The organism is Muricauda sp. SCSIO 64092 (assembly GCF_023016285.1).
Classification (GTDB): domain Bacteria; phylum Bacteroidota; class Bacteroidia; order Flavobacteriales; family Flavobacteriaceae; genus Croceivirga.
This window is the reverse complement of record NZ_CP095413.1, coordinates 2,436,510-2,458,857: the sequence shown is the minus strand read 5'-3', so window position 1 is coordinate 2,458,857 and position 22,348 is coordinate 2,436,510. Positions and strand designations below refer to the sequence as shown.

Annotated in this window: 18 protein-coding genes and 1 tRNA gene; 3 read left to right on the top strand and 16 right to left on the bottom strand. The window is 43.2% G+C overall.

The annotated features are described in order from the left end of the window. From L0P88_RS10275 to L0P88_RS10215, 13 genes are all read right to left on the bottom strand, one after another. Entirely contained in the window at positions 1-1,017 is a 1,017-nt protein-coding gene (locus tag L0P88_RS10275; RefSeq protein WP_247134496.1) for an SPFH domain-containing protein, read from the bottom strand. Positions 1,018-1,139: 122 nt separating this feature from the next. Continuing rightward, positions 1,140-1,814: an NUDIX hydrolase gene (locus L0P88_RS10270; protein WP_247134495.1), complete on the bottom strand. Its 675-nt coding sequence runs from the start codon at positions 1,812-1,814 to the stop codon at positions 1,140-1,142. A gap of 187 nt (positions 1,815-2,001) precedes the next feature. Beyond that, entirely contained in the window at positions 2,002-2,586 is a 585-nt protein-coding gene (locus L0P88_RS10265) for a DUF4136 domain-containing protein (RefSeq protein ID WP_247134494.1), read from the bottom strand. 58 nt (positions 2,587-2,644) lie between these two features. Further along, positions 2,645-3,958, bottom strand: a complete 1,314-nt coding sequence (locus L0P88_RS10260; protein ID WP_247134493.1) for a glycoside hydrolase family 2 TIM barrel-domain containing protein — start codon at positions 3,956-3,958, stop codon at positions 2,645-2,647. 52 nt (positions 3,959-4,010) lie between these two features. Further along, positions 4,011-7,130 (bottom strand): WD40/YVTN/BNR-like repeat-containing protein, encoded by a 3,120-nt coding sequence (locus L0P88_RS10255; protein ID WP_247134492.1) that lies wholly within the window; start codon positions 7,128-7,130, stop codon positions 4,011-4,013. A 204-nt stretch (positions 7,131-7,334) separates the two neighbouring features. Continuing rightward, a complete protein-coding gene (locus tag L0P88_RS10250) occupies positions 7,335-7,625 on the bottom strand; it encodes a DUF2188 domain-containing protein (RefSeq protein ID WP_247134491.1) in 291 nt (96 codons plus the stop codon). 561 nt (positions 7,626-8,186) lie between these two features. Then, positions 8,187-9,443, bottom strand: coding sequence for a DNA methyltransferase (locus tag L0P88_RS10245; protein ID WP_247134490.1), 1,257 nt, complete (start codon positions 9,441-9,443; stop codon positions 8,187-8,189). After that, complete coding sequence (locus tag L0P88_RS10240) at positions 9,440-10,492, bottom strand: hypothetical protein (RefSeq protein WP_247134488.1); 1,053 nt, start codon at positions 10,490-10,492, stop codon at positions 9,440-9,442. The genes L0P88_RS10245 and L0P88_RS10240 overlap by 4 nt, the downstream gene beginning before the upstream one ends. Further along, entirely contained in the window at positions 10,485-11,099 is a 615-nt protein-coding gene (locus L0P88_RS10235; protein WP_247134487.1) for a hypothetical protein, read from the bottom strand. The genes L0P88_RS10240 and L0P88_RS10235 overlap by 8 nt, the downstream gene beginning before the upstream one ends. Beyond that, positions 11,099-13,048, bottom strand: a complete 1,950-nt coding sequence (locus L0P88_RS10230; protein WP_247134486.1) for a hypothetical protein — start codon at positions 13,046-13,048, stop codon at positions 11,099-11,101. Before L0P88_RS10230 ends, L0P88_RS10235 begins: the two co-directional genes overlap by 1 nt. A 143-nt stretch (positions 13,049-13,191) precedes the next feature. Then, a complete protein-coding gene (locus tag L0P88_RS10225; RefSeq protein WP_247134485.1) occupies positions 13,192-13,959 on the bottom strand; it encodes a hypothetical protein in 768 nt (255 codons plus the stop codon). Positions 13,960-14,551: 592 nt separating this feature from the next. Beyond that, positions 14,552-14,625, bottom strand: a tRNA-Ile gene (locus tag L0P88_RS10220). Continuing rightward, entirely contained in the window at positions 14,625-14,864 is a 240-nt protein-coding gene (locus L0P88_RS10215; RefSeq protein ID WP_247134484.1) for a GIY-YIG nuclease family protein, read from the bottom strand. Before L0P88_RS10215 ends, L0P88_RS10220 begins: the two co-directional genes overlap by 1 nt. A 488-nt stretch (positions 14,865-15,352) precedes the next feature. Here L0P88_RS10215 and L0P88_RS10210 point away from each other — a divergent pair, with 488 nt between their 5' ends. Beyond that, positions 15,353-17,719, top strand: coding sequence for a glycoside hydrolase family 65 protein (locus tag L0P88_RS10210; protein WP_247134483.1), 2,367 nt, complete (start codon positions 15,353-15,355; stop codon positions 17,717-17,719). 160 nt (positions 17,720-17,879) lie between these two features. Here the strand turns inward: L0P88_RS10210 and mce are convergent, their stop codons facing one another. Next, positions 17,880-18,281, bottom strand: coding sequence for a methylmalonyl-CoA epimerase (mce, locus tag L0P88_RS10205; RefSeq protein WP_247134482.1), 402 nt, complete (start codon positions 18,279-18,281; stop codon positions 17,880-17,882). A gap of 175 nt (positions 18,282-18,456) precedes the next feature. Between mce and rbfA the strand changes: the two genes are divergently transcribed. Further along, a complete protein-coding gene (rbfA, locus tag L0P88_RS10200; RefSeq protein WP_247134481.1) occupies positions 18,457-18,849 on the top strand; it encodes a 30S ribosome-binding factor RbfA in 393 nt (130 codons plus the stop codon). A gap of 2 nt (positions 18,850-18,851) precedes the next feature. Beyond that, the gene (locus L0P88_RS10195) at positions 18,852-20,057 is read left to right on the top strand and encodes an ABC transporter permease (RefSeq protein ID WP_247134480.1); all 1,206 of its coding nucleotides are present in this window, start codon (positions 18,852-18,854) and stop codon (positions 20,055-20,057) included. A 3-nt stretch (positions 20,058-20,060) separates the two neighbouring features. Here L0P88_RS10195 and dusB read toward each other — a convergent pair whose 3' ends face one another. Both dusB and L0P88_RS10185 read right to left on the bottom strand, forming a co-directional pair. Further along, complete coding sequence (gene dusB, locus L0P88_RS10190) at positions 20,061-21,053, bottom strand: tRNA dihydrouridine synthase DusB (protein ID WP_247134479.1); 993 nt, start codon at positions 21,051-21,053, stop codon at positions 20,061-20,063. A 71-nt stretch (positions 21,054-21,124) separates the two neighbouring features. After that, positions 21,125-22,348 (bottom strand): M20/M25/M40 family metallo-hydrolase, encoded by a 1,224-nt coding sequence (locus tag L0P88_RS10185; protein WP_247134478.1) that lies wholly within the window; start codon positions 22,346-22,348, stop codon positions 21,125-21,127.

Below are 22,348 nucleotides of genomic sequence, written 5' to 3'. Positions count from 1 at the left end.
TTAGGCTGTCTTTGTACCCATAATGGATTCCAGCAATTCGGGTGAAATATTGAGGTTGCCAATTTTATCGGCATTCTCAGCCAATTCCCTAAAGGCAAGTGCAATGTGGTTCCTTGGGTCGATACCTTTAGAATTGATGGCCATGAGTGTCTTCCAGTCCAATTCCTTATATGGGCGAAGATTGGCATGCAAAACATACTCTTTAGCATCTGCTTCTTTCTTTTCGTTTTCAACTCTCAAGTCAATAAGTTGCTGTTTGCTATCCTCCAAGGAGATATTGGAAGCCATATCCATTTCTTTGAGCTTCTGTTCATTTTCTTGTTTTACCAATTCGGTTTCCATTTGCTTTTCAGCAATTTGTTTTTGTTTTTCCTCAACCGCAATTTCCGTATTCAGCTCAGTTTCTTTTATGATACGCTCTTGCTCAACGGCAAAATTTCTCCGCTCATAAATAGCCTGATCCGCTTCTTTTTGAAGCGATTCCCGCATTTGTGCTTCCAAAGCCCTGGCCATTTCAGGGTTTGGGGTTACCCCCAAAACATTCACACTTAGAATTTCAAGGCCAAGCATATGGACCGTTTTGGAGTTTTGGACACTCTCCATTATCTGTGTTTCAATTTGCTGCAATTGACGTAAAGCTTCCTTAAGACTTAACCTTTGTATAACTCCGGCACTTGCGGTTTGGGCCTCATTGATGATACGCTGCTGAATTTTCTCATTATCATCCTTTATATAGTATCCTTTGCTATCAACAGTGAAGTCAAGAACTTCGGCCAATTGCTTTGGATCCTTGACCTTATAGGTAATCTGACCCTGGATGGATACTTCTTGATAGTCCTTTGTAGTTTCCTTAAAAATGAACTGAAAGTCTTTACTCTCCATTGGAATTGAAACTATGGAAGAGTTGGGAGCAAAATAAAAGAAAGAGAGCCCCCTACCTTCTTTTTTTGTTTTTCCATTTTTGAAATGGATTACATAATTCATCGAATCGAATTTGATATAGTTTATTCCGAACATAACGACAGGGTTTTAGATTTAATTTGTGTATTTATTACGCAAATATAAAATGTATTTTGAAGCCCCGCAAGATATTTTGCGTTTTTTTTACACAAATTATATTTTAATGGAATATATCAATGTCAGATTTCGAAGATAATGCCCTCTTTTTTCAACTGGAAATAGCGCTTTTTATTAAAGCTAAAAAGGCTTGCTGGCCTTCCTGGGCCAACAGAAACCTTCTCATCCAACTCGTCCAAAACTTTCAGGCTATTAATTTTCTTTTTGAAATTTCTTCTATCAATTTCCCGATTCAAAAGGGTTGTGTACAGTTTTTCCAAATCGGAAAAAGGAAACTTTTTATCGAGCAGTTCAAACCCAATGGGCTCGTAAGTAATTTTTCCCCGCAATCTTTCGATTGCAATTTTGAGAATTCTTTTATGGTCAAATGCCAATTTCGGCAACTTCTCAATATTGAACCAATTGGCTTCCTCGGCATCTGTTGAAGCGTTCAATTTAAAGGCATTGGGCTTTACCAATCCAAAATAGGCCACTGAGACCACCCGCCCCCTGGGGTCCCGCTCCAATTCACCAAAGGTGTATAGCTGTTCCAAGTAATTTATCTTGACGCCTGTTTCTTCCGCCAACTCTCTCCCTACCGCTTGTTCCAAGCTCTCGTTTTCCAACACAAAACCTCCTGGAAGTGCCCATGCGTCCTTAAAAGGCTCGAATTTCCGCTTCACCAACAATACCGATATTTTTCCTGAGTCATAGCCGAACACCACAGCGTCTACAGTGAGTTGAATGGTATTTACCATATGCGTACATTTTACACAAATATAGCTTTTTTGGGTTTTCCAAAAGAATCCAAGTGTGTTGCAAAAAAAGTCCCCAGCTCGCGCTGAGATCTTCCAATACCGTCATGGTCCCACCCGCGCCAGTTCGCTAGGCTTAGGGACAAGAAATCCCCATTTGACCAGTCTCAGTAAGATTAAAGAAAAAGTACTATTCCGGAAATTTCTTAAAAATTTCCTTTAACATTCGATCCATTAACGTTTGATCGGATATGTGGGACTTGATATTTTCTGCGATACCCACCCAAACCAATTCCTTGGTTGAGCTATCGTACATTTCAACGACTAAACTTCCCTTTTTATAGGGCTTATTATTGGTTGTGCTTTCATCACTTGAAAGATACCTCTGGCCCCCTGATGCACCTGTTGCGGAGTAGTTTGGACTGCTCCCGGCAGAACCTCCCGAAGAGGCCTGTTCGTATTTGCTCTTCGTATTTTCATTACTGTTTATTTCCCTATTTGTCCTCAATAAAAGCAATAGGTCCGGGTTTTTGTTATTGATTGAATACCCTTTTTTGATCATTTCGTTGTTCAGGGATGAAACTAAAGCGGGTTCCACGGAATTGTCGGCATCACTATTGAACGCATTGATGTCAAAAGTTGTATTTGGCAAATAAGCGAAGGTTTGGAATTCATTAAAGTTACCTTCTATGGCTTTTTTTGTTTTGATGTTTGTTGCACAACTTCCCAGAAGTACTAATCCTAGAATAAGCAGAATTTTTGTGGTATTTTTCATAGCGGTAGCTTTAACCCTTAAGATAGTATTTTCTTACGTATAAAACCAATTAGAAGCGTTAATCTTCTACCCAAAAAGGGATATTGGCATGTGCCGAATGGTCATGATCATCTTCCACGTAGATAAACAATCTATAGGCCCCTTTTTCTTCCGGAGCACGAAAAGTGGCAAAATCCGCCAAAGGTCCTGCAAATAGCCCGTCTATTTTTTCAGGAATGTATTCTGCATCCCCACCGGTTTTTGAAGATTGGCTCTCCCGCATAATTTCCCACCGATAGGTCAATTCATCCTTATCTGGATCTTTTGCAACTACCCGTGCCTTATAAGATCTATTGGCCGTCAATCCAATACTATTTTGAGCCCTCTTTCCATCCAAAGTAAAGTCTTCCAATTGCGGGCTTCGATTTTTGGGCCACTCGCCATTCCAGGCATAATGCATCATATCCACTGACTCCGTTTCCATCCCGTTGGGCAGGAACATGCCAAACCAGGTAGGAGTGCGTTCCTGTTTCTGGCCCCATAAGAAGACAAAGGAGCCCATTACCTGTTTTGGTAGCCCCAAAATGGATTTTTGGTAGCGCTGTAAATAAAGATTTGCCTTTTTAGAGCTATTATTTTCCAAGGGAGCCCCCCAATCTGTTTTTTCCACCTCCCAATAACCGGTGGCACCCCATTCGGTGACCAATAGGGGTCCCTTATAACCCGAGTCCCGAATGAGCTGGGGAAGTACATCCATGGGACCATAGAGTTGAATACTCAAAAAATCAACCTCCGGTGCTTTTTTGGTCACTAGGCTTACGAGTTCCTTATCGATACCGGCCAAAGGAGTCGTTGTTACATGGTTTGGGTCGATTTCATGAATCATTTTGGCGATTTCATTCACCGCATCCCAAACTTTGGGGTTTTGGGATTGTAAATTCATTTCATTGCCAATGCCCCATAACATGAGTGCCGGATGGTCCTTAAGGGCCAGGACCCGTTTACGGATACGCTCCAATTGCATCTTGACCGCCTTTTTGTCGTTGTAATCAAAGCCATGGCGTTCCAGGCCTACCCAAATCCCCATCATCACCTTTAACCCCAATTCATGGGCTTTGTCCAAGACCTCCTTTCCGTTTTCCGTGCTCCATGTCCTAAGGGCGTTTGCGCCATGCCTGGCCAGGGCTTCTATATCCCCGTTGTCGACACCAGCCCCTTTTACGTAAAAGGGTTCCCCATTTAAAAAGAGGCGGTAGCCATCGTCGGTCATCCGAATTTCGGATTTGGTTGTCTGTGCCTTCATGTCCTGCATAATAAACAAAGGGTTGGAGAACAAAAAAATCAATACCATCAAAAAGGGCTTATAAAGCGATGCAAAGTGGTCCATTTTCATATTTGTCCTTATTTTGCTTTCTCGAATCAATTCAGCTTCACCTCCCAAGCCGCTATTCCCCAAAATCCGAAAAGTCTGCTACCCCGGCTTTTCCCAAAGCACGGTTGACCTTCGCTCCCTCCTTGGCGATGATCTGCTCCAACGCCCCAAGGTGCCGGTCCAATTCCGCAGAGAGCTCCTTAAATACCTTGTAAGCCCCATCAGTAGGTCGGGCATCTCCATTCTCGACACTGCGTCGTAGGGAAGCCAGGCGGTTATTAAGCTTTATAGGGAAGTTCAAGGGGTCCTGGTTGGATTGGTTTTTCACCTGGTAAAGTTCCTGCTCAATCGCAGCAAGCTTGTCCAAAAAGGGTTGGGCCGTGCTCTGGTAAGTGGCCGTACTCAGCGCATCCTTATTTGCCTCCAAATGTGCCCGTATCTTGCGAATATGGATTACTGCTTCGTTGGTGGCACTGGTTTTTTGAACGATTTGCTGGGAAAGGTCGAATTGCTCCTGCAAATCGGCTTCGGTGATCCCCTTTAAATTGGGATCCATCAAAACGTCAAACGAATGTGTTTGGCTTTCTCCTCCCACTTTCATCCGCACCTGGTAGGTGCCCAATGGGGCTTTTGGGCCCCGCTTGGGCCTCGCACTCCAGATGATCATCCCTTCAAAATCCGTAGCTCCCTTATAACGCAGATCCCAGGAAAATGTATTCAGCCCCTGTGCAGTTGTCGGCTTGGTAGACCCGCCTTTTTTCCACCAGGGAAGATCTGGATCTTCCTCATATTCTGGCTTGCTCCCCATAAACGTATCGATGAGTTTGCCTTCCGCATCCAAGATCTCAAAGGTGATGGTGTCCAGTTCCTGCTTCAGGTAATACTGCACATTTGCATCGTAGACCCCACGAATTGCATCGGCCGGTTCAAATAAAACAGCCTCCTTTTCTTTCATTTCCGGAGTATACTGCCGTAGCGGACGAATGTCATCCAGGATCCAAAAGCCGCGCCCGTGGGAGCCCACTACCACATCGTTGTCCTTCACCACCAAATCCCGAATGGGCGTGTCCGGCAAATTGCCTTGCAGGGATTGCCAGAGGGCCCCATCGTTCAGGGAGAAATACACCCCGTGTTCTGTTCCCAAATACAGGAGGCCTTCCCGCTTCGGGTCTTCCCGAACGGCCCGGGCAAAATGTCCGTCTTCAATACCGCTTATGATTTTCGTCCAGGTCTTCCCATAGTCATGTGTTTTAAAGACGTAAGGCTGGCGGTCGTCCACCTGATAGCGGTTGGCTGCCAGGAACAATGTCCCCGGACGGTGCCGGGATTCGTCAATAATGCTGATACGCGAAAACTTCGGTAGGCCTTCCGGGGTAATGTCCTCCCAGGTGCCGCCGCCATCGCGCGTTATGTGCATCTTCCCATCATCGGAACCGGCCCAGATCGTACCAATGTCGTGCCAGGAAGGCGCCAGGGCAAAGACCGTAGCGTAAATCTCCGGCCCATTCATATCCATGGTAATCACTCCCCCGGTCTTGCCAAGGGTGCTGGGGTCCGCATAAGTGAGGTCCGGGCTGATCTTCTCCCAGGATTGCCCATCATTCGTCGTCTTCCAAACATGTTGCGAACAGGTATACATCACGCTGGCATCCTGTTTTGCAAACATAATCGGGAAGGTCCATTGCCAGCGTTCCGGCAGGGCATCGGCAGGTTCCCCGGAGAAGAAACGCGGATATACCTGAATATCGCGAATCTGTCCGTTGCTGCGGTCGTAGCGTGTTAACAATGCCCCCTGGCTACCGGCATAAAAGATATCCGGGTGTTTCGGGTGTTGGGTAATCCAGCCGCTCTCACCACCGCCCACGGGATACCACCAGCCGTGGTTCGGTCCACGAGCCTGCATATGGCTCCAGCCGTCACTGGGCATGGCCAAGGTTGAGTTGTCCTGCTGGGCCCCGGCCACATGGTAGGGCACATCACTGGTCGCCATCACATGGTAGAACTGCGAAGTGGGAAAATCCTGTAAGGTCCAGGATTTACCGCCATTGATACTCACATTTCCACCTCCGTCATTGGAGTTGATCATCCGCTCGGGATTGTTCGGGTCAATCCAGAGGTCGTGGTTATCCCCATGCGGTACCTTAATCGTGATGTCAAAAGTTTTGCCCCCGTCCGTGGATTTATAAAAACCTGTGTTTAAACAGTAGACTGTTTCCTTATCCACCGGGTCGGCATAGATACGGGAGTAGTAAAAGGCGCGCTGTCGCAGCTTACGCTCATCATTGGTGCGTTCCCAGGATTTTCCGGCATCGTCCGAACGGAAAACCCCACCTTCATTGGCCTCCACAATGGCCCACACGCGGTTGGAATCTGCCGGGGATACCGTTACCCCAATCTTTCCGATAGGCCCTTCCGGCATGCCAGAATTGCCCGTCAAATCCGTCCAGGTGTCGCCCCCGTCCGTGGATTTCCACAGCTTGCTATCGCCACCTCCGCCCCACATTTTCCAAGCCTTTCGGTAGACTTCCCATGTAGTGGCGTAGATTACCTCCGGGTTATTGCGGTCTAGGATCAAATCTACCGCTCCCACCTTAGGGCTCACATACAATACTTTCTCCCAGGTTGTGCCTCCATCCGAACTGCGGAAGACCCCACGCTCCTCGTTCTCTCCATAAGGATGTCCCAGGGCCGCCACATAGACCAGGTCGGGATTTGTAGGGTGGATGCGGATGCGTGCCACTGCCTGGGTTTCCTTTAGGCCAAGATGCGTCCATGTTTCCCCGGTATCCGTGCTTTTGTACACCCCATCTCCCTGGGTAATGCTTCCACGTAATTGTACCTCCCCCATACCGATATAAACGACATCCGGATTGGATTCGGACACCGCCACCGCACCTACGGAAGAACTGGTCACCTGTCCGTCCGTCACGGGCTTCCATTCATTTCCGCCATCCGTCGTTTTCCAGAGCCCCCCGCCAGTAGCCCCAAAATAGTATTCATTTGGCCTGGCCGGACTTCCGGCACATCCCAGGGATCGTCCACCCCTATTCGGTCCAATGTTCCGCCACTCCAACCCTTCGTAGAAACCGGCGTCGATGGGGAGTTCTTTTGACGCCTGGGCGATGGTTGTTTGACCGCTTAAAAGTGTAACAATGCACGTGAAGATCAAAGATGGGATAATGTTGGTTTTCATGGGTTGGTGGATTTAGTTTGAAGGGGTCAGGGACCCCAATACCTTCATTTCAAATGACAGAGTAAGATAACGAAATGTTAGAAGAAGAAGAAAATAGATTCCGTTTATTTATCTGAATAGGATGTCTAAAGCATTGGATTCCGAAAAATCACAAATAGCTTTCTATCAATGTCCTATGGCAAACAAAACTACCTTCCTTTCTTGTCAATCATAGTTGATTCGATCCCGAATGGTACCATCCTGTCTATGGATAATCACATCGGCCTTATACTTTCTAGCCAAACGTTTCGCTTTTCTTATGGCCGTATCCTGACGTCGGTGTTTGGAGGTGATGCGTTTATTTCCCGCTCTCTTTACAGCCCAACCGTTATCATAGGGTACTACGTGCTGGTTCCAGGTTCTTCCCCGACTTCCCTGACGTGCACTTTTAAAGAAGACCTCGACAATTTCAATTAAAATGGCTATCCAGGATTTGGATTTGCTGCCTTTGGGCATAGTACTTTACTTGATTTTACCGAAGATACTGTTTTCAAAAAGGAATAGCGCTGGTTCGGAAATGCCATCGAGTCCGTTTCTTTTGTTGAAATGCAAAAACCCACACCTTGTTGTGCGGGTTTTCTACTTGATGTGGTTTCACCTGGGACTGAACTATTCTTTTATTTGACTCATTTTCAGTGATTTGTGAATCATCAAGATAGAACCAAAAAACGGTATAAAACCTGTCCAGGAATATAATTGGAAAATTTGCATTGTGCCAAGAATAAACATAAAACACTGAAAATGTTAAGTATTGATTTTCAGGTGGTTTTAGCAGTTTTTACGTAGATTTTCGCCTTTTGCTAAGTTCTTTTAGCACCTATTCTGAGAAGTTCTAATACTATATAAATCTATATACAATCTAGTGGCGATTATTCAAATGATATGGAAATCGATAATGTTGATGCTTCCCTCAAGCATAAGATTGGACATTTAGACCAAATGGGGTTTAATAATACAATCGATATGAAATGGAGCTTCGAATGGTGAAAAGTAGTCCACAGAGCTATTCGCAAAAACCTACTTGTTAAATATTATTACACTCTCTCGAAGTTTCTTTACATCAGGGCTATGCTTTGTTTTTCTTTTTTGAATATGCCTTAATACTCCTATTTCTTTAAGGGAAAGTCCTACCTGAGACCCGATGTCTCCCAATATCAAATCCACGGGAATTTCTTTATTGGCATAAGCTGAGTTTGATACTATAATCCATATTTGAGACCCTGATGCGGCCGACAACTTTAATTCTTCAAAAAGTACTTTCATATCTTCGAAATATGCCTGAATCATTAGAGGTATCTTTTTATGCATTAATTGAGTTGGATTGTTAATTACGTGGGCCATACTTTCTTTGTAGATTACTCCAAAGTCATTGCTCTTTGGGTTATTCCAAATAGCTCCGTGAATATGAGAGCGTAAAGTTCGAGTGCGTAGATTATATAAATCCTGCTTAGTCGATAAAAACTTCCCTAAAAAAAGTTCGGGTCTATAGATATCAGTGTAATCAAAAGTGTTTAAATATGGTGGAGATGTTACACAAAGATTGAATTTTTTCTTCTTGTTGGTGTCCGATAGATAGCTCCTCACATCCTGATTGACAATTTTTGCTTTGGTTATAATTTGACTTAAGTCCAAATCCTCTTTAATATGGTCAATTTTGGTCTGAAAAGACTCCTGAAAATTCTCTAGCTTGTAATCCAATTGAGACCAACTACTCCGATATTTGAGTCCCTTCCCATCTTTTTTGGCATTACAGTTTTCCATTGCGGCAGTTATCAATGCAAGCTGGAAAACGCTTCTTATTGGGATGCTTTCTATTTTTTGCGCTTCGGTCCAGCCTCCTTCAAACCCCCTGATAACTGTTGTGTTGAAAAGCCATTTGTCTAGCTTATCTGTTTTTGTAAATGTGGAAAACCCTTCAAGTTCTGACTTCCTGCCTTTTTCTATGCCCATTTTAACTGGACCTAAGTGCTTCTCCAATGCTTTGGAATCAATAGAAACAAGTTTGGTCTGTGATAAAAAAGATGTAAATGGATTAACCTCAACCCCAATTGAATCAATTCCAAGTAGCGAAGCTGTTAATGTAGTTGTTCCGCTACCATTAAAGGGGTCAATTATCAGCTTGTCAGGTCCCAAATCAAGCTGTTTAATAGCAAATTCTACTAATTCCGAAGAAAACCCCTCTTTGTAGTAATACCACCGTTGGCGGGGCAAAATACCGGTGGCTTCGAAATTCGAATATCCTAAATTTTTTAGTCCAAAGTTATTATTTATCATTTTACAATTGGTTCCATAAAAAACCTTATAGGCTTTTCAAAGTCAGTTCTTCCTTTTTCGTATTCTGGATCAAATTTTAGTGGCTTATTTCGGTAGTAACCTCCATCGGCAGCACTTATCTCTGTGGTTTTTTTATTTGTATTCCATCTTCTGCCATCGAATACGACCAAGTATCCAGATACTATTTTAGTAAAAGCAAATCCTTTGTTGTTATCTAAATACTGAACCAATTGATCAGCTCCACTTCTTGCGTGGGTATCAGATTTTGCAGTAAGTTTATCTTTAACTGAGTCATAAGACTTTCCCACCCATTTGACTTCGATGAGCGCAACATGGGAGCTGTACGTCCACGTAACTTTGATGTCAACAGGACGAGATCTGTCCACATATTGCTCTGGCATTACTTCGGGACTCCCTCTAAGCCGAATACTTAAGAAATCATGTAGACAATCACGCATTATGCTTTCTGGCCCCGGGACAAAGAAGATTCGGTTTTCTTCATGCCATGCATTTTTTAGAAATGGCCCGCTTGAATTTTTAGCTCTTTTCAATTCATATTCCTCAAATGCTTCTTCTAAGTCTTTATATGTTGGATGTTGGAAATAGCTTTCAGTATCCATCAATTCTGGAAGAGTCGAAACCTCGGTTTTACCATAAAATACCTCCCCGTCTTTGTTAAGACAATAAACAATGGCCTTATTTCTTATTTCCTCAATGTCAGGAACCCAATCTGTGCAATATGATATCTGGCCTTCAAGCACCTCAATAACCAAATGCTTGCAGGATACAGAAGCAAAAATATCAACTGTGGCTGCCTTATTTACGCTTGGAGCAATTTCAGAAAGTCTTACATCTTCAACCAAAGGAGCAAAAACCGTTATCGAAGTAAAGTCTCTTAGTCTAAGGTTTTTATATATAAGGGTTATGTTGTCATTCATAGCACCTAGAACTAGTAAGGCGCCTTCTCCAAAATCTCTCTTCACGATTGGAACAAAGGCATTTTCAGCGCTTTCCTTTAAAAACTTACTTAACCCTTCAAGACTATTCATTAGCAACAGACAACTTAGGTTTGTAAAAAGCAAGAGAATTAACCCATAAATAGGCGGGCATTATAAGCTCTTTGCTTTCTTCACTTATCGCTTCTTTAAGAATACTAAATTGTTGATATAGTAATGCATGTCCGCTGCCGTCGGAATCGAGCAAGTTTCTTCTTGCATTCACAGAACGTGACAAACGTAATATAGGCTCTTCATTAATTGCCTTTGTTAATAACCCATATGGGAAAAAATCGACCATTAGGACCGCAGCCTTCAAATACTTTTCTCTGAACAAATTGCCTGAATGACTTGCTAGCTGAGCCAACAAAAAAGCCCCCTCAGTGGTTATAGTGTAATAATTATCCTTATCAGAATCATTTAGAAATTCGGCCTCTGCCAAAAAACCCATTGAATTTGACACATCATTACTGTAGGGACTGCCATTTTCATTCTTTATGAATAGGTAACCCCAAGAAGAAACATCTTGGCCATCATATAGAGCCAACAAACAGGCCAAATAGGCAAATAATTGAAGTTCTCCCTCGGAAAAGTCTCCAATTTTTGATTGAAGCTTATTTCCGATATAAAGGCAATCATATGTTCCCTCTGAAAGTGCCATTATTCGTTAAGTGCTGTTTCAATTTCCAAATAAGCCTCTTCTATTCTTGACTCAAGTTCAATCTGAACTTTTGAAAGCGTGGTCCAATTAATCATTCTTTCCAATTTCATACCTTGACTTTTGCATTCTTTAGCAATTTCTTTAAGAAGTTCTGAGGTGTTGATATTGGCGGTCATAATTAGTTGATAGCTGCGTTTTGAAAAGTCCGCAAACATTTTTCCCGCTTTACTTTCATAGGCAATATCAAGTGATCCTTCAGGAGTATCAACTGTAAGAGAACAGCTATTCGTTGCGTGTTCAATAAGTGCCATTCTTAAGGCTATGTCTAGAAAATATCTCTGGCTTTCAGAAAGCTGAAATACCTCTTTTCGAAAAGAATCATTAATCTCAAGATCTAGAGTTGTTCCCTTGGCATAAGTCTGCAATCGAATGTTTAGTTCTAAGCCAATAAAACTTTGAGCATAGTCAATAAATTTTGGAATGAATTGTTCCTCTGCTCCTTGATACTGTATTTTTAGCCTTCGCTCAAGTTCCTTTAATTCCTGTCTTTTGGTATTTTTATTGTCAATGGCTTCCTGTTTCTTTTCCTTAAGATTCTCTATTTGCTTCCGAAATCTAGTCACCAAATCAGTCAAGTCATCTCCTTTCTTTTTATAAAGGCTATTTAGAAACTCCTCGTTCTTGTTTTCGATCTCCGAGATTTTATTTTTGTTTTCAGAAATCGCTTTTTCAAGCACCAAACCTTCCTCTTTCAGCCGTAGTTCCCTAATATTTGAATTATTCAATTTAACACCTAGCTCCTTTATTTGCACATCTAAGGCTTTAAGATTGTCCAAAACCTCTTGCAATTCAGTCGAACTTTTGTTATTATTTAAACTATGATTTTCCTTAATGTACTTAACTAAAGAATCAAGAATTGATTGAAAATTACCTGTGGTGTTGATGGCATATTGCAGAGATTTGATTATTTCAATTATTTTCGGGTCGGATTCAATGTTGCTTTTCGGTTTTAGCGTATGCTTAAACAACTCTTCATAATCTCTTTTAAGTGTGTTAAGATTAAGAGAATAGTCGGCTACCTCCAGCTGAACTTGTTTTAATTCTTTCCTGTTGTTTTCAACGTTGTCTATTTGTTCGTTTAAGTCTTGGGTTAGGGCCTGATATTCGTTTAAAACTTCCTCAGGAACTTTACCTTTGTTATCATCGGCGTTTGCAAGAGAAATTAGATTTTCCAGTTCTTTGGTAGCCTGGGTAATGTCCCACTGCAAATTACTGGAGTCCGAGGTATACTTTTTTACCTTTTTTCTCAACTCATCAGCTAGTTTTGCATCCTCCGGGTTTACACCAAAGAAAAGGTACAATACTCTTTCCATCATTTCCTTATCCCAAAAAAGAAGTTGATGAGTCTCATCGAACGTTAAAACGAAATGTTGTATAAATACGTACTGGGAAAACTCTTGCAGACCTGCATCATCCGCCAAATTGTTCATATAAGCCTCATTAAGGTCATGTTGCGTATCAACTTGGCTTCCTTCCTCTTCGTCTTTACTTTTCCTAGTCCTAGAAAACAGCCTGAGTTCCTCGACTTCAAAGAATCCTCTCTCTATTTTATAATTAAAATCTCCTAGCTCAAAATGAACCTCAACACTGGCTAATTCCCTAGAAGATTCATCAATTCTTCCTTCGAAAAACTTATTGGCGAAGTTTTTATTTTTTGAGTAAAAAGCAGGAATTGAATTGTAAGCACTAAACGTTCTTTGCGGATTCCTAACGATTCCCGTAAGAGCATAATTAAGAATGGTCACAAAGGTTGATTTCCCAAGACCGTTGGCCCCGGCCAAGCAAAATACTTGCTTGTCCATTTCGAGTTCTATGACGTTATTTTTGCTATACAAACTGAAGTCATTGATAATAACTTTTCTTATTACAGGAAAATTAAATGGCTTCATTGGTCTTGTTGGAAATATGTCAAAATGACTTCTATGCCTTACGCCTAGACTTCAAATTTGAAAAAATTAATTAGGTTGATTGCCGTGTTTGAAACAAAAAAACCCAATGTAGGAAATTTTTGAAAACAATTAGGAAAATACTTCTATGCTATCTTCCTGGGTATATCATAATAGCTACTTTTCTCTTTTAGATTATCTATTAACTCATTGTATTTGGTACGTAACCATCCATACTTGGTCCTTACAGTTTGTGAGCTGCGATTTTTTAGTGCTTTGGTAATAAATATTCTTAATTCTCTAAGAAAAGTACGGTAATATTCGTGTTCATCCATATAAAACTCAGAGCCTTTGAAAAAATTCAAATAATACTTACCATCGAAGTCCTCCTTCCAAAAATAAGATGACTCTACATCATTAAGAAGCAATGATTTTAAATCTGTATCTCCATTTTGGATCAATGTGTCAACCAGTTCTTTATCAAATATTACCCTAGGGTATATTGCTATTCTGGACTCCAGTTCATATGCAGTAATCATTGCCGGGCCAAAGACAAGATTATCATTATGGAACAATTTTCCGTAAGAAATTCCACCTCTAACCAAATATCCTTTAAGGATAAAATTTATTATAATCCTCATGATATCATCCAATAATTCTACAAAGGCATTTTTGTCGGATAGTGCAAATGAAACAACAATGGAATCACTAAATTGAGTAATTCTTCTATTCCTATTGGACTCCCCAATTGAGCGCATTTTAATCGGTAGAAGATTTAAAAGCTCAGAAATTTCTCTTGCTTTTGAAGTGACTTCAAGGTTGTTTTTATCGGTACTTTGTCTCACATGCTCAGAAAAACCTAAAATGTCAAGGAATAGACATGCTCGTTCTTCATAAATTACATTGTTGCTCATTCAGTCTGAATAATATTCCTTCTTAACTAAGATAATACTTATCCTAAGGCCATATGCGTCAAGATACCATTGCTTTTACAATTTTTTTAACTCTGTTGAATAGTTATAAAACCTATCATGATTGCAAAACGGCGGTATTGCTTTCTTTTCGTTTTCTGAAAAAGGACCTACATTACAATAACCTTATCCACTGAAAAAGAAATTGAATTATTCCAACCCGGGGGGTCCTAATTATTTAGATTTTCTGAATAACTTTTAGCTTTTCCAATAAAGTAACTTAAATCATTGCTCTTAAAAAGACTTACAATACAATTGCCGTACAACAAAGAAACAAAAAATCCGCAATCATCTTTTTATCAATGAATTACGGATTTTTAAAGTGGTCCCACCTGGGCTTACCTCGGCTCCGCTCGGCATGAACTTCTCGCCCGGTCTTTGTTGCACAAAAAAAGCTACAACTATCGTTGCAGCTTTTCCACCACTTCGTGGTCCCACCTGGGCTTACCTCGGCTCCGCTCGGCATGAACTTCTCACCCAGGTTCATTCCATGAAAAAAGCCCTCACTTTCGTGAAGGCTTTCTTACCACTGTCGTGGTCCCACCTGGGCTCGAACCAGGGACCAACTGATTATGAGTCAGCTACTCTAACCAACTGAGCTATAGGACCTAGTTGTGTTTATTCTTTAACCACTGCTTGCCGTACCCCGATTTAAGGTACTTCTCTCGTTTTCTCGCAGTGGGTCGATCGGGATATTCCTCGACATAAATCAATTGCCAGGGGCGATATCCCTTTGTACTTCTTGTTTTTCCGCTATTATGTTCTCTAAGCCTCTTCTCAACATTTTGGGTCAACCCAACATAAAGCCTATTGTCAATTTCGCTTTTAAGAACGTAAACAAAAACCATTTTATTAAATGAACGTCAGCTACTCCCTGCCTGCCGTTACCCTGCCGGCCTACGGCCAGTAGGCGGGCGCCAGGTAGGCAGGTAACCAACTGAGCCCCGCCTACCATCTGCTAAATGGACAGGTATTGGACCGTTGTCAATGGATAATTGATGATGGAAAATCTCCAAAATCAACTATCCGTATTTCAATATTTCCTTCTTCTGGTCCCCTATTGCCAAATTTCATGCGCTATAGTGGCGAAGAAGGATGCAAAACTACTATTTATTTTCCGCTACCACAATACTATAGGTCCTATTCTTGGCTGTTGCCCGGGCAGAACCCCAATGTCAAATTAATGTTATATTCTGCATTAACGTAGTATGGGTTGGCAAGCTACCTTACTTTCAATTATATTAGACTTTTTTCTAGAAGGCCATTTGAACTATTGGGAAATACGATGACCCTTAAAATTTGAGTCCTGCTTTTGGACAGTGTGTAAACAGACCAGATGATTTCGAAAAATATTAAACTCCCCCCCAGGCATATTTATCCTTTGGATGATTGGAGGTTCATCCAAAAAAAATATTCACCCCAATATCTGGCCCAGGATGAAACCGTTTTTGCCATTGCAAACGGCTATCTTGGTTTTCGGGGCAACCATGAGGAAGGAACGCCTGTGGTACAGCGGGGAACCTTTATCAACGGATTTCATGAACAATGGCCCATCCGTTATGGGGAATCTGCCTATGGATTTGCCAAAACGGGGCAAACCATGCTGAATGTTACTGATAGCAAAGTAATTAGGCTCTATGTGGATGACGAGCCATTTTACCTTCCTACCGCAGATCTTAAGTCTTATGAACGGGTACTTGATATGAAAGCCGGCACCCTGAATCGGACTGTTCTTTGGGAAACCGCTTCTGGCAAACGCGTTTCCATCCGCTCTACCCGAATCGTTTCTATGGAACACCGGCATGTTGCCGCCATTTCCTATGAGGTGACGGTGCTGAATGCACCGGCCAAACTCATCATCTCCTCTAAATTACGTTGTCCCACGGAGAAACTTGATCCTAAGGAGGATAAGGAGGATCCGAGAAAATCCCCCAAATTCGACCATAGTGTTTTTGTGCCACAAGTGAGTCAGGTTAACGACCAAAGGGTGCTTTTAGGGCATCAGATCCGTACCAGTGGTATGACGCTGGCCTGTGGTGTAGATCATGAGATTCAAACGGAGAATACCTATTCCTATAAAAGCGAGTGTTATGAGGATTCCGCCAAGATCGTTTATTCGCTAAAAGCCGAGGAGGGAGTGCCCTTTCGGATGATAAAATACATGGTGTACCACAGTTCCCGAAATGCGCCCGTTGTTGAACTTTGCGAGCGTACCGAACGAACACTGGACTCCGTGACACAAGACGGTTTCGAAGAATTGACCGAGGGCCAGCAGCGCTTTATGGACAATTTTTGGACCAACAGCGATATTGAAGTTTCCATGTATAGAGACCGGAGAACGCAGCAATGCCTCCGCTTTAATCTATTCCATATCCTTCAGGCGTCCGCTCGTGTGGAAGGCACCGGAATCGGGGCCAGGGGTCTTACCGGAGAAGCCTATGAAGGTCATTATTTCTGGGACACCGAGATTTACCTGATGCCCTTTTTAATCTATACCTCGCCAAAAGTGGCCAAGAACCTTCTGCGTTTCCGATACAGCCTTCTGGATAAAGCGCGCAAACGTGCCAGGGAACTTAATCAGAAAGGGGCGCTCTTCCCATGGAGAACCATTACCGGCGATGAAGCTTCTGCTTTTTTTGCCGCTGGAACCGCACAATATCATATCAATGCGGATATCATGTACGCCTTGAGAAAATACGTTGAGGTAACCGGCGATGAGGAGTTTCTTTTTGAATACGGGGCCGAGATGCTGATCGAAACGGCACGCTTCTGGGCCGATCTGGGCTTCTATTCAACTAACGGAAAGGACCAGTTTCATATCCATGGCGTAACGGGGCCAGATGAATATACCGCCATTGTAAACAACAATGCCTTTACCAACATAATGGCCCGTGAAAATCTACGATACGCCGTGGAGAGTTTGGAGTTGCTTCGGAAAAAGGCGCCGGACAGCTTTGAGGGCTTGGCAAAGGATACCGATCTTGGCCCGGAAGAAATCGAAGAATGGAGAAATGCCGCAGCCAAAATGTATATCCCATACGATGAAGAAAAAGGAATTCATCCACAGGATGATGAATTCCTGAAAAAGGAAGTCTGGGATTTTGAAAATACCCCTTTGGAAAACTATCCTTTGCTGCTCCACTACCATCCCCTGGTCATCTACCGCTTTCAGGTCATTAAACAGGCCGATGTAGTCATGGCCATGTTTCTTTTGGGCCATGAATTTTCGAAGGAACAAAAGAAAAAGAATTTCGACTACTACGATCCCCTAACTACGGGAGACTCCTCATTGTCTTCCTGCGTCTACAGTATCCTGGCATTTGAACTGGGGTATCTGGATAGGGCCATGGAGCTAATCAAGTATGCCGCCTGGATGGATCTGGCCGATGTAGGGGGAAATGTGAAGGACGGGGCCCATATCGCTTCCATGGGCGGCACATGGATGGCCATCGTATATGGTTTGGCCGGTTTGCGTGATTATGGGGGTAAAATCAGCTTTAATCCCAAAAGCCCTCCCCGGACCCGAGCGGTGCGCTTCCCTTTAACGGTTCGTGGTAAACTGCTGGAGGTGATGATCCAAAGGGACAAGGTGACCTATACGCTAAAAAAAGGCAAGGCCCTTACCATCCATCACGGGGCGGAAGAAATAAAACTTACGGAACAGCAGCCCTGCTGCATTAAGGAGTTGGGCGATGCCAATTGAAAGCGGAAAATTGATGCTGTCGTTGCGAAGCGAATCCACCGTCGGCTTCCTTGGTCCTCACCCAATTTCCGCGATGTTCCGTCTTCCAGCTTTTGACAATTCGTAATTACGAATCAGTACCTTCTCATAGGACTGTGCACAGCTACTGCATACTGCCCCCTTACCCCAAATCCTGACAAAGCTCGGTCAAAACGCCGTTGGTGCCTTTTGGGTGTAAAAATGCAACGCGCTTATTATCCGCTCCATTCTTGGGAAATCCCGGTAACACCACGAACCCTTCCCCTTCCAATCGCTTTATTTCCGCCTCCAAATCATCAACGGCAAAGGCAATGTGGTGGATTCCCTCGCCTTTTTTCTCCAAATACTTTGCAATGGCACTGTCCGCATGGGTCGCCTCCAAAAGTTCGATTTTATTGGGTCCCGACTTAAAAAATGAGGTTTTCACGCCTTCTGAAGCCACTTCTTCCATTTTATAACTTGGTACACCCAATAGCTTTTCAAAAAGTGTATTGGAAACCGCTAAATCCTTTACTGCAATACCGATGTGTTCAATTTTATCCATGGTGAAATACTGTTAATCCGGGCACAATTTACTCGTACTAAAAATAAGAAATGCTGAGATTGGTCATGAAATGAGCACTAACAATTTATTTTTCTAGAGTAAATCTCCAAAGGCGAATTGCATCTGACCGAAAAGAAAATAAGAAAGGAACAGATGAAATGAATAATTTTGCAGCATGGAAACGCAACGACAGAAGAAAATTGGGGGCATTATTCAGCAGGATATTGCGGAGGTCCTTCAACGGGCCGCCACGGAAGGGGGCTTAAAAGGGGTATTGATATCAGTGACCAAGGTTTCCATAACCACGGACCTGTCCATTGCCAAGATTTACGTTTCCATTTTTCCGCCCAAAGAGGCCAATGCGCTATTGGATGGCATTCGTTCCAATAAGGCCCTGATCAAACATGAATTGGCCCAACGGACCAAAAACCAATTGCGAAGGGTTCCGGAGCTTCACTTTTATTTGGATGATTCATTGGATTATATCGAAAAAATTGAGGAATCCTTGAAAGGGGAAGAAAATCCCATTGAAAAAAGGGACTTGTTGGACAAGCGAAAGAAATCCTGATTTTGAACTTCCCCACCTACATCGCCAAGCGGTACCTACGCTCAAAGAGCAGTCAGAATGCGGTCAATATCATTAACTTTTTTACTTTTTTGGTCATTATCATTGGATCGGCGGCCTTATTTCTGGTCCTTTCCGCTTTTGCGGGACTCAAGACCTTTAGCCTCCAGTTTACGAATACCTTTGACCCGGATGTAAAGGCCGTTCCCGTAACTGGGAAATTCTTTTCCTTGACTGCCGAAGAAAAGGATGCCCTGGAAACCACGGAAGGAATAGCCTCCTATTCCAACGAAATAGTGGAACGGGTATACCTTAGTTATGACGATAAAAACTGTATCGCCTACATCAAAGGTGTTGATGAACACTACAGGCAGGTTACGGCGGTGGACAGCACCCTGTATTTTGGCAATTGGGGAGTGGATGAAAATCAGGCCGTCATTGGTATTGGCATATTCAATCTCCTGGGCGGTCCTATGGGCAATATGTCGCCCCTGAATGCCATCACCTTAAAACCTGGGAATCGCTCCATTACGGCCGATGTGCTGGGTTCAAAATCCTTTTATAACCAAATGCCCCTGGTGGTAAGCGGAGTGTACGCCGTGGAAGATGGTTTGGACAAGACCTACGTATTTGCCCCTTTGCCCATGGTTCAGGCTTTTTTGGAAAAGGATTCCACCCAAATTTCAGGTATCAATTTTAAGGTGGAGGAAGGGGTTGCCATTTCCAAGGCAAAGGAGCACCTTAAAACCGTTCTTGGGGACAAAGCGCTGGTACTGTCCCGTCAGGAATTGAACACCACCCTCTACAAAATGCTGAAAACGGAAAATACGGCCACCTATCTCATTTTTACTTTGGTTTTGATCATCGCCTTGTTCAATGTAGTAGGCGCCATTATCATGATGATCTTGGATAAACGGGGAAACTCCAAAACACTTTTTGCTTTGGGAACGACCATAAAGCAGCTACGGCAGATTTATTTTTACCAAGGGGTCTTTGTAACCTGTTTTGGGGGCTTGGTAGGTATTGCTTTGGGCTCGTTGATCGTGGTTTCCCAATTGGTGTTCAAATGGTGGCGCATTACCCCGTCCCTTGCCTATCCCGTGGAATATCAGTTCGTAAACATCTTGATTGTTTTGGGGACCATAGTCGTGCTGGGGCTTATTTCTTCCAAAATAGCGAGCAGTAGAATATCCAAAAAGTTATTGGCCTAGTTGTTATGCAAATTGAAAGTCCCCGAACTTCTCCAACACCTCATCAAAAGCGGCAAAGACATCAGCCGAATCATCACTTGTAACCATTTTCATTCGGTATTCCTTAAAGTGCGGAATCCCTTTGAAATAATTGGTATAATGACGGCGGGTTTCAAAAACACCCAGTTTTTCCCCTTTCCAATCAATGGCCATCTGCAAATGGCGACGGGCGGCTTCCACACGCGCTTCCATGGTGGGTGAAGGCAGGTGTTCCCCGGTTTCAAAATAGTGCTTTACCTGATTGAAAAACCAGGGGTTGCCAATACTGGCGCGCCCGATCATGGCCCCATCCAGACCAAAGTCATCCCGCATCCTAACTGCAGCTTCTGGAGTATCCACATCCCCATTGCCAAAGACGGGGATATGCATCCGTGGATTGTTCTTTACCGCTGCAATGGGCTTCCAATCAGCATGGCCCTTATACATCTGTACCCGTGTCCTTCCGTGTATGGAAATCGCTTGAATCCCCACATCCTGAAGTTGTTCCGCAACATCCACAATCTTGATGGAATCACTGTCCCATCCCAGCCTGGTTTTTACGGTTACTGGAAGTTTGGTCCGCTTTACCATGGCTTCGGTCAATTTTACCATCAACGGAATATCACGCAAAATACCTGCTCCGGCATTTTTGCAAACCACCTTTTTTACCGGACAACCAAAATTGATATCGATAATATCCGGATTTGATTGCTCAACAATATCTATGGCCTGCAACATTGAATCCAGTTCCGCACCAAAGATTTGAATCCCCACAGGGCGTTCCTTTTCGTAAATATCCAGTTTTATGACGCTTTTGGCCGCATCGCGAATGAGCCCTTCGGAAGAAATGAATTCCGTGTAGACCACATCCGCTCCATTTTCCTTGCAGAGTGCCCTAAAAGGAGGGTCACTCACATCTTCCATGGGTGCCAAAAGCAAGGGAAAATCAGGTAGTTCTATGTCTCCTATTTTGGGCAAAGCTTTGTTCTTTTTGGGTTGCAAAAATACATCAAAAAAAGTATACCGCTCTAAATGAAGTTATTAGCGTATTAGAATTGAATTTCCACTTCGATTTTTTCCCCATTTCTGTCGATAACTACTTTGGTGGCATCCCCTTTTTCAAAGGAAGAAAGCGCCCGCATATAACTCATCATATCCGTTACCGTGCTATCACCCAGTTGAATGACCACATCCCCTTTTTGAAGTCCGGCCTTTTGAGCGGGTTTGTCCTCGCTTATTCCATCGATCCGCATTCCCTTTCCATCGAACAAATAGTCGGGAATTACGCCGAGCCCCACTTTAAATCGAGGGACTTCCTCACTTTCATTTTTGGTCGTTTTGAACATCAGTTTGGAACCCTTGTCCAAATCCATACAAACGGATGTGAGGTACGCCACAAGCTGTTCCATCCCATCATAGTTCAATTTATCCGCATCATCGGTGGGCCTGTGGTAGTCCTCATGTTGTCCCGTAAAAAAATGGAGCGCTGGAATATCCTGTAAATAAAACGAAGTATGATCGGAGGGGCCCACACCGGATTCATTTAAGACCAGCTTAAACCCATTGTTATTGGCATTAAGGGTCTGTTTCCAAATAGGGGAAGTGCCCACTCCGCTAATGGATAGCGTTTTGTCCTCGCGAAGCCTCCCCACCATATCCAGGTTGATCATATAGCTGACCTTTTCCAAATCGATTGTAGGGTTTTTGCAGAAATAGTTCGATCCCAAAAGCCCCAACTCCTCCCCGGAATAGAATTGGACCATAATATTGGTTGCCGTAAGGCTGTCCTTCAAGTGATGGGCAAGTTTTAGGATGGCCGCCACACCACTGGCATTGTCATCCGCACCATTATGGATTTCGGGTTCTCCCCGGTACAGGGATCCTTCGCCACCCATTCCCAAATGGTCATAATGCGCGCCCAGGACAATGGTTTTTTCTGCCTTGTTATCCCAAAATCCCATAACATTGGTCCCCGTTATGGTACTGTCCCCAGCAGAAACATATTGGATTTCCTGATGTGGGTCACGTTTGTTTTTAAAGGTAAAGGTTTGAAAATAGGTCCCTGCCCCTCCTTTGGAATCGTAGCCCATGGATTCCAGTCGTTTTGCCAAATACGTGGCCGCTTCTATTTCATCCGTAGAACCCGTGGCCCTTCCCTTTAAAGCGTCCGAAGCCAAAAAAGCGACATCTTCCTTTAGGCTGGGTTGTTCAACAGTCGTTTTGCAGCACACGAGGAACAAGACCAAAACACAAAACCCAACTATTTTTTTCAT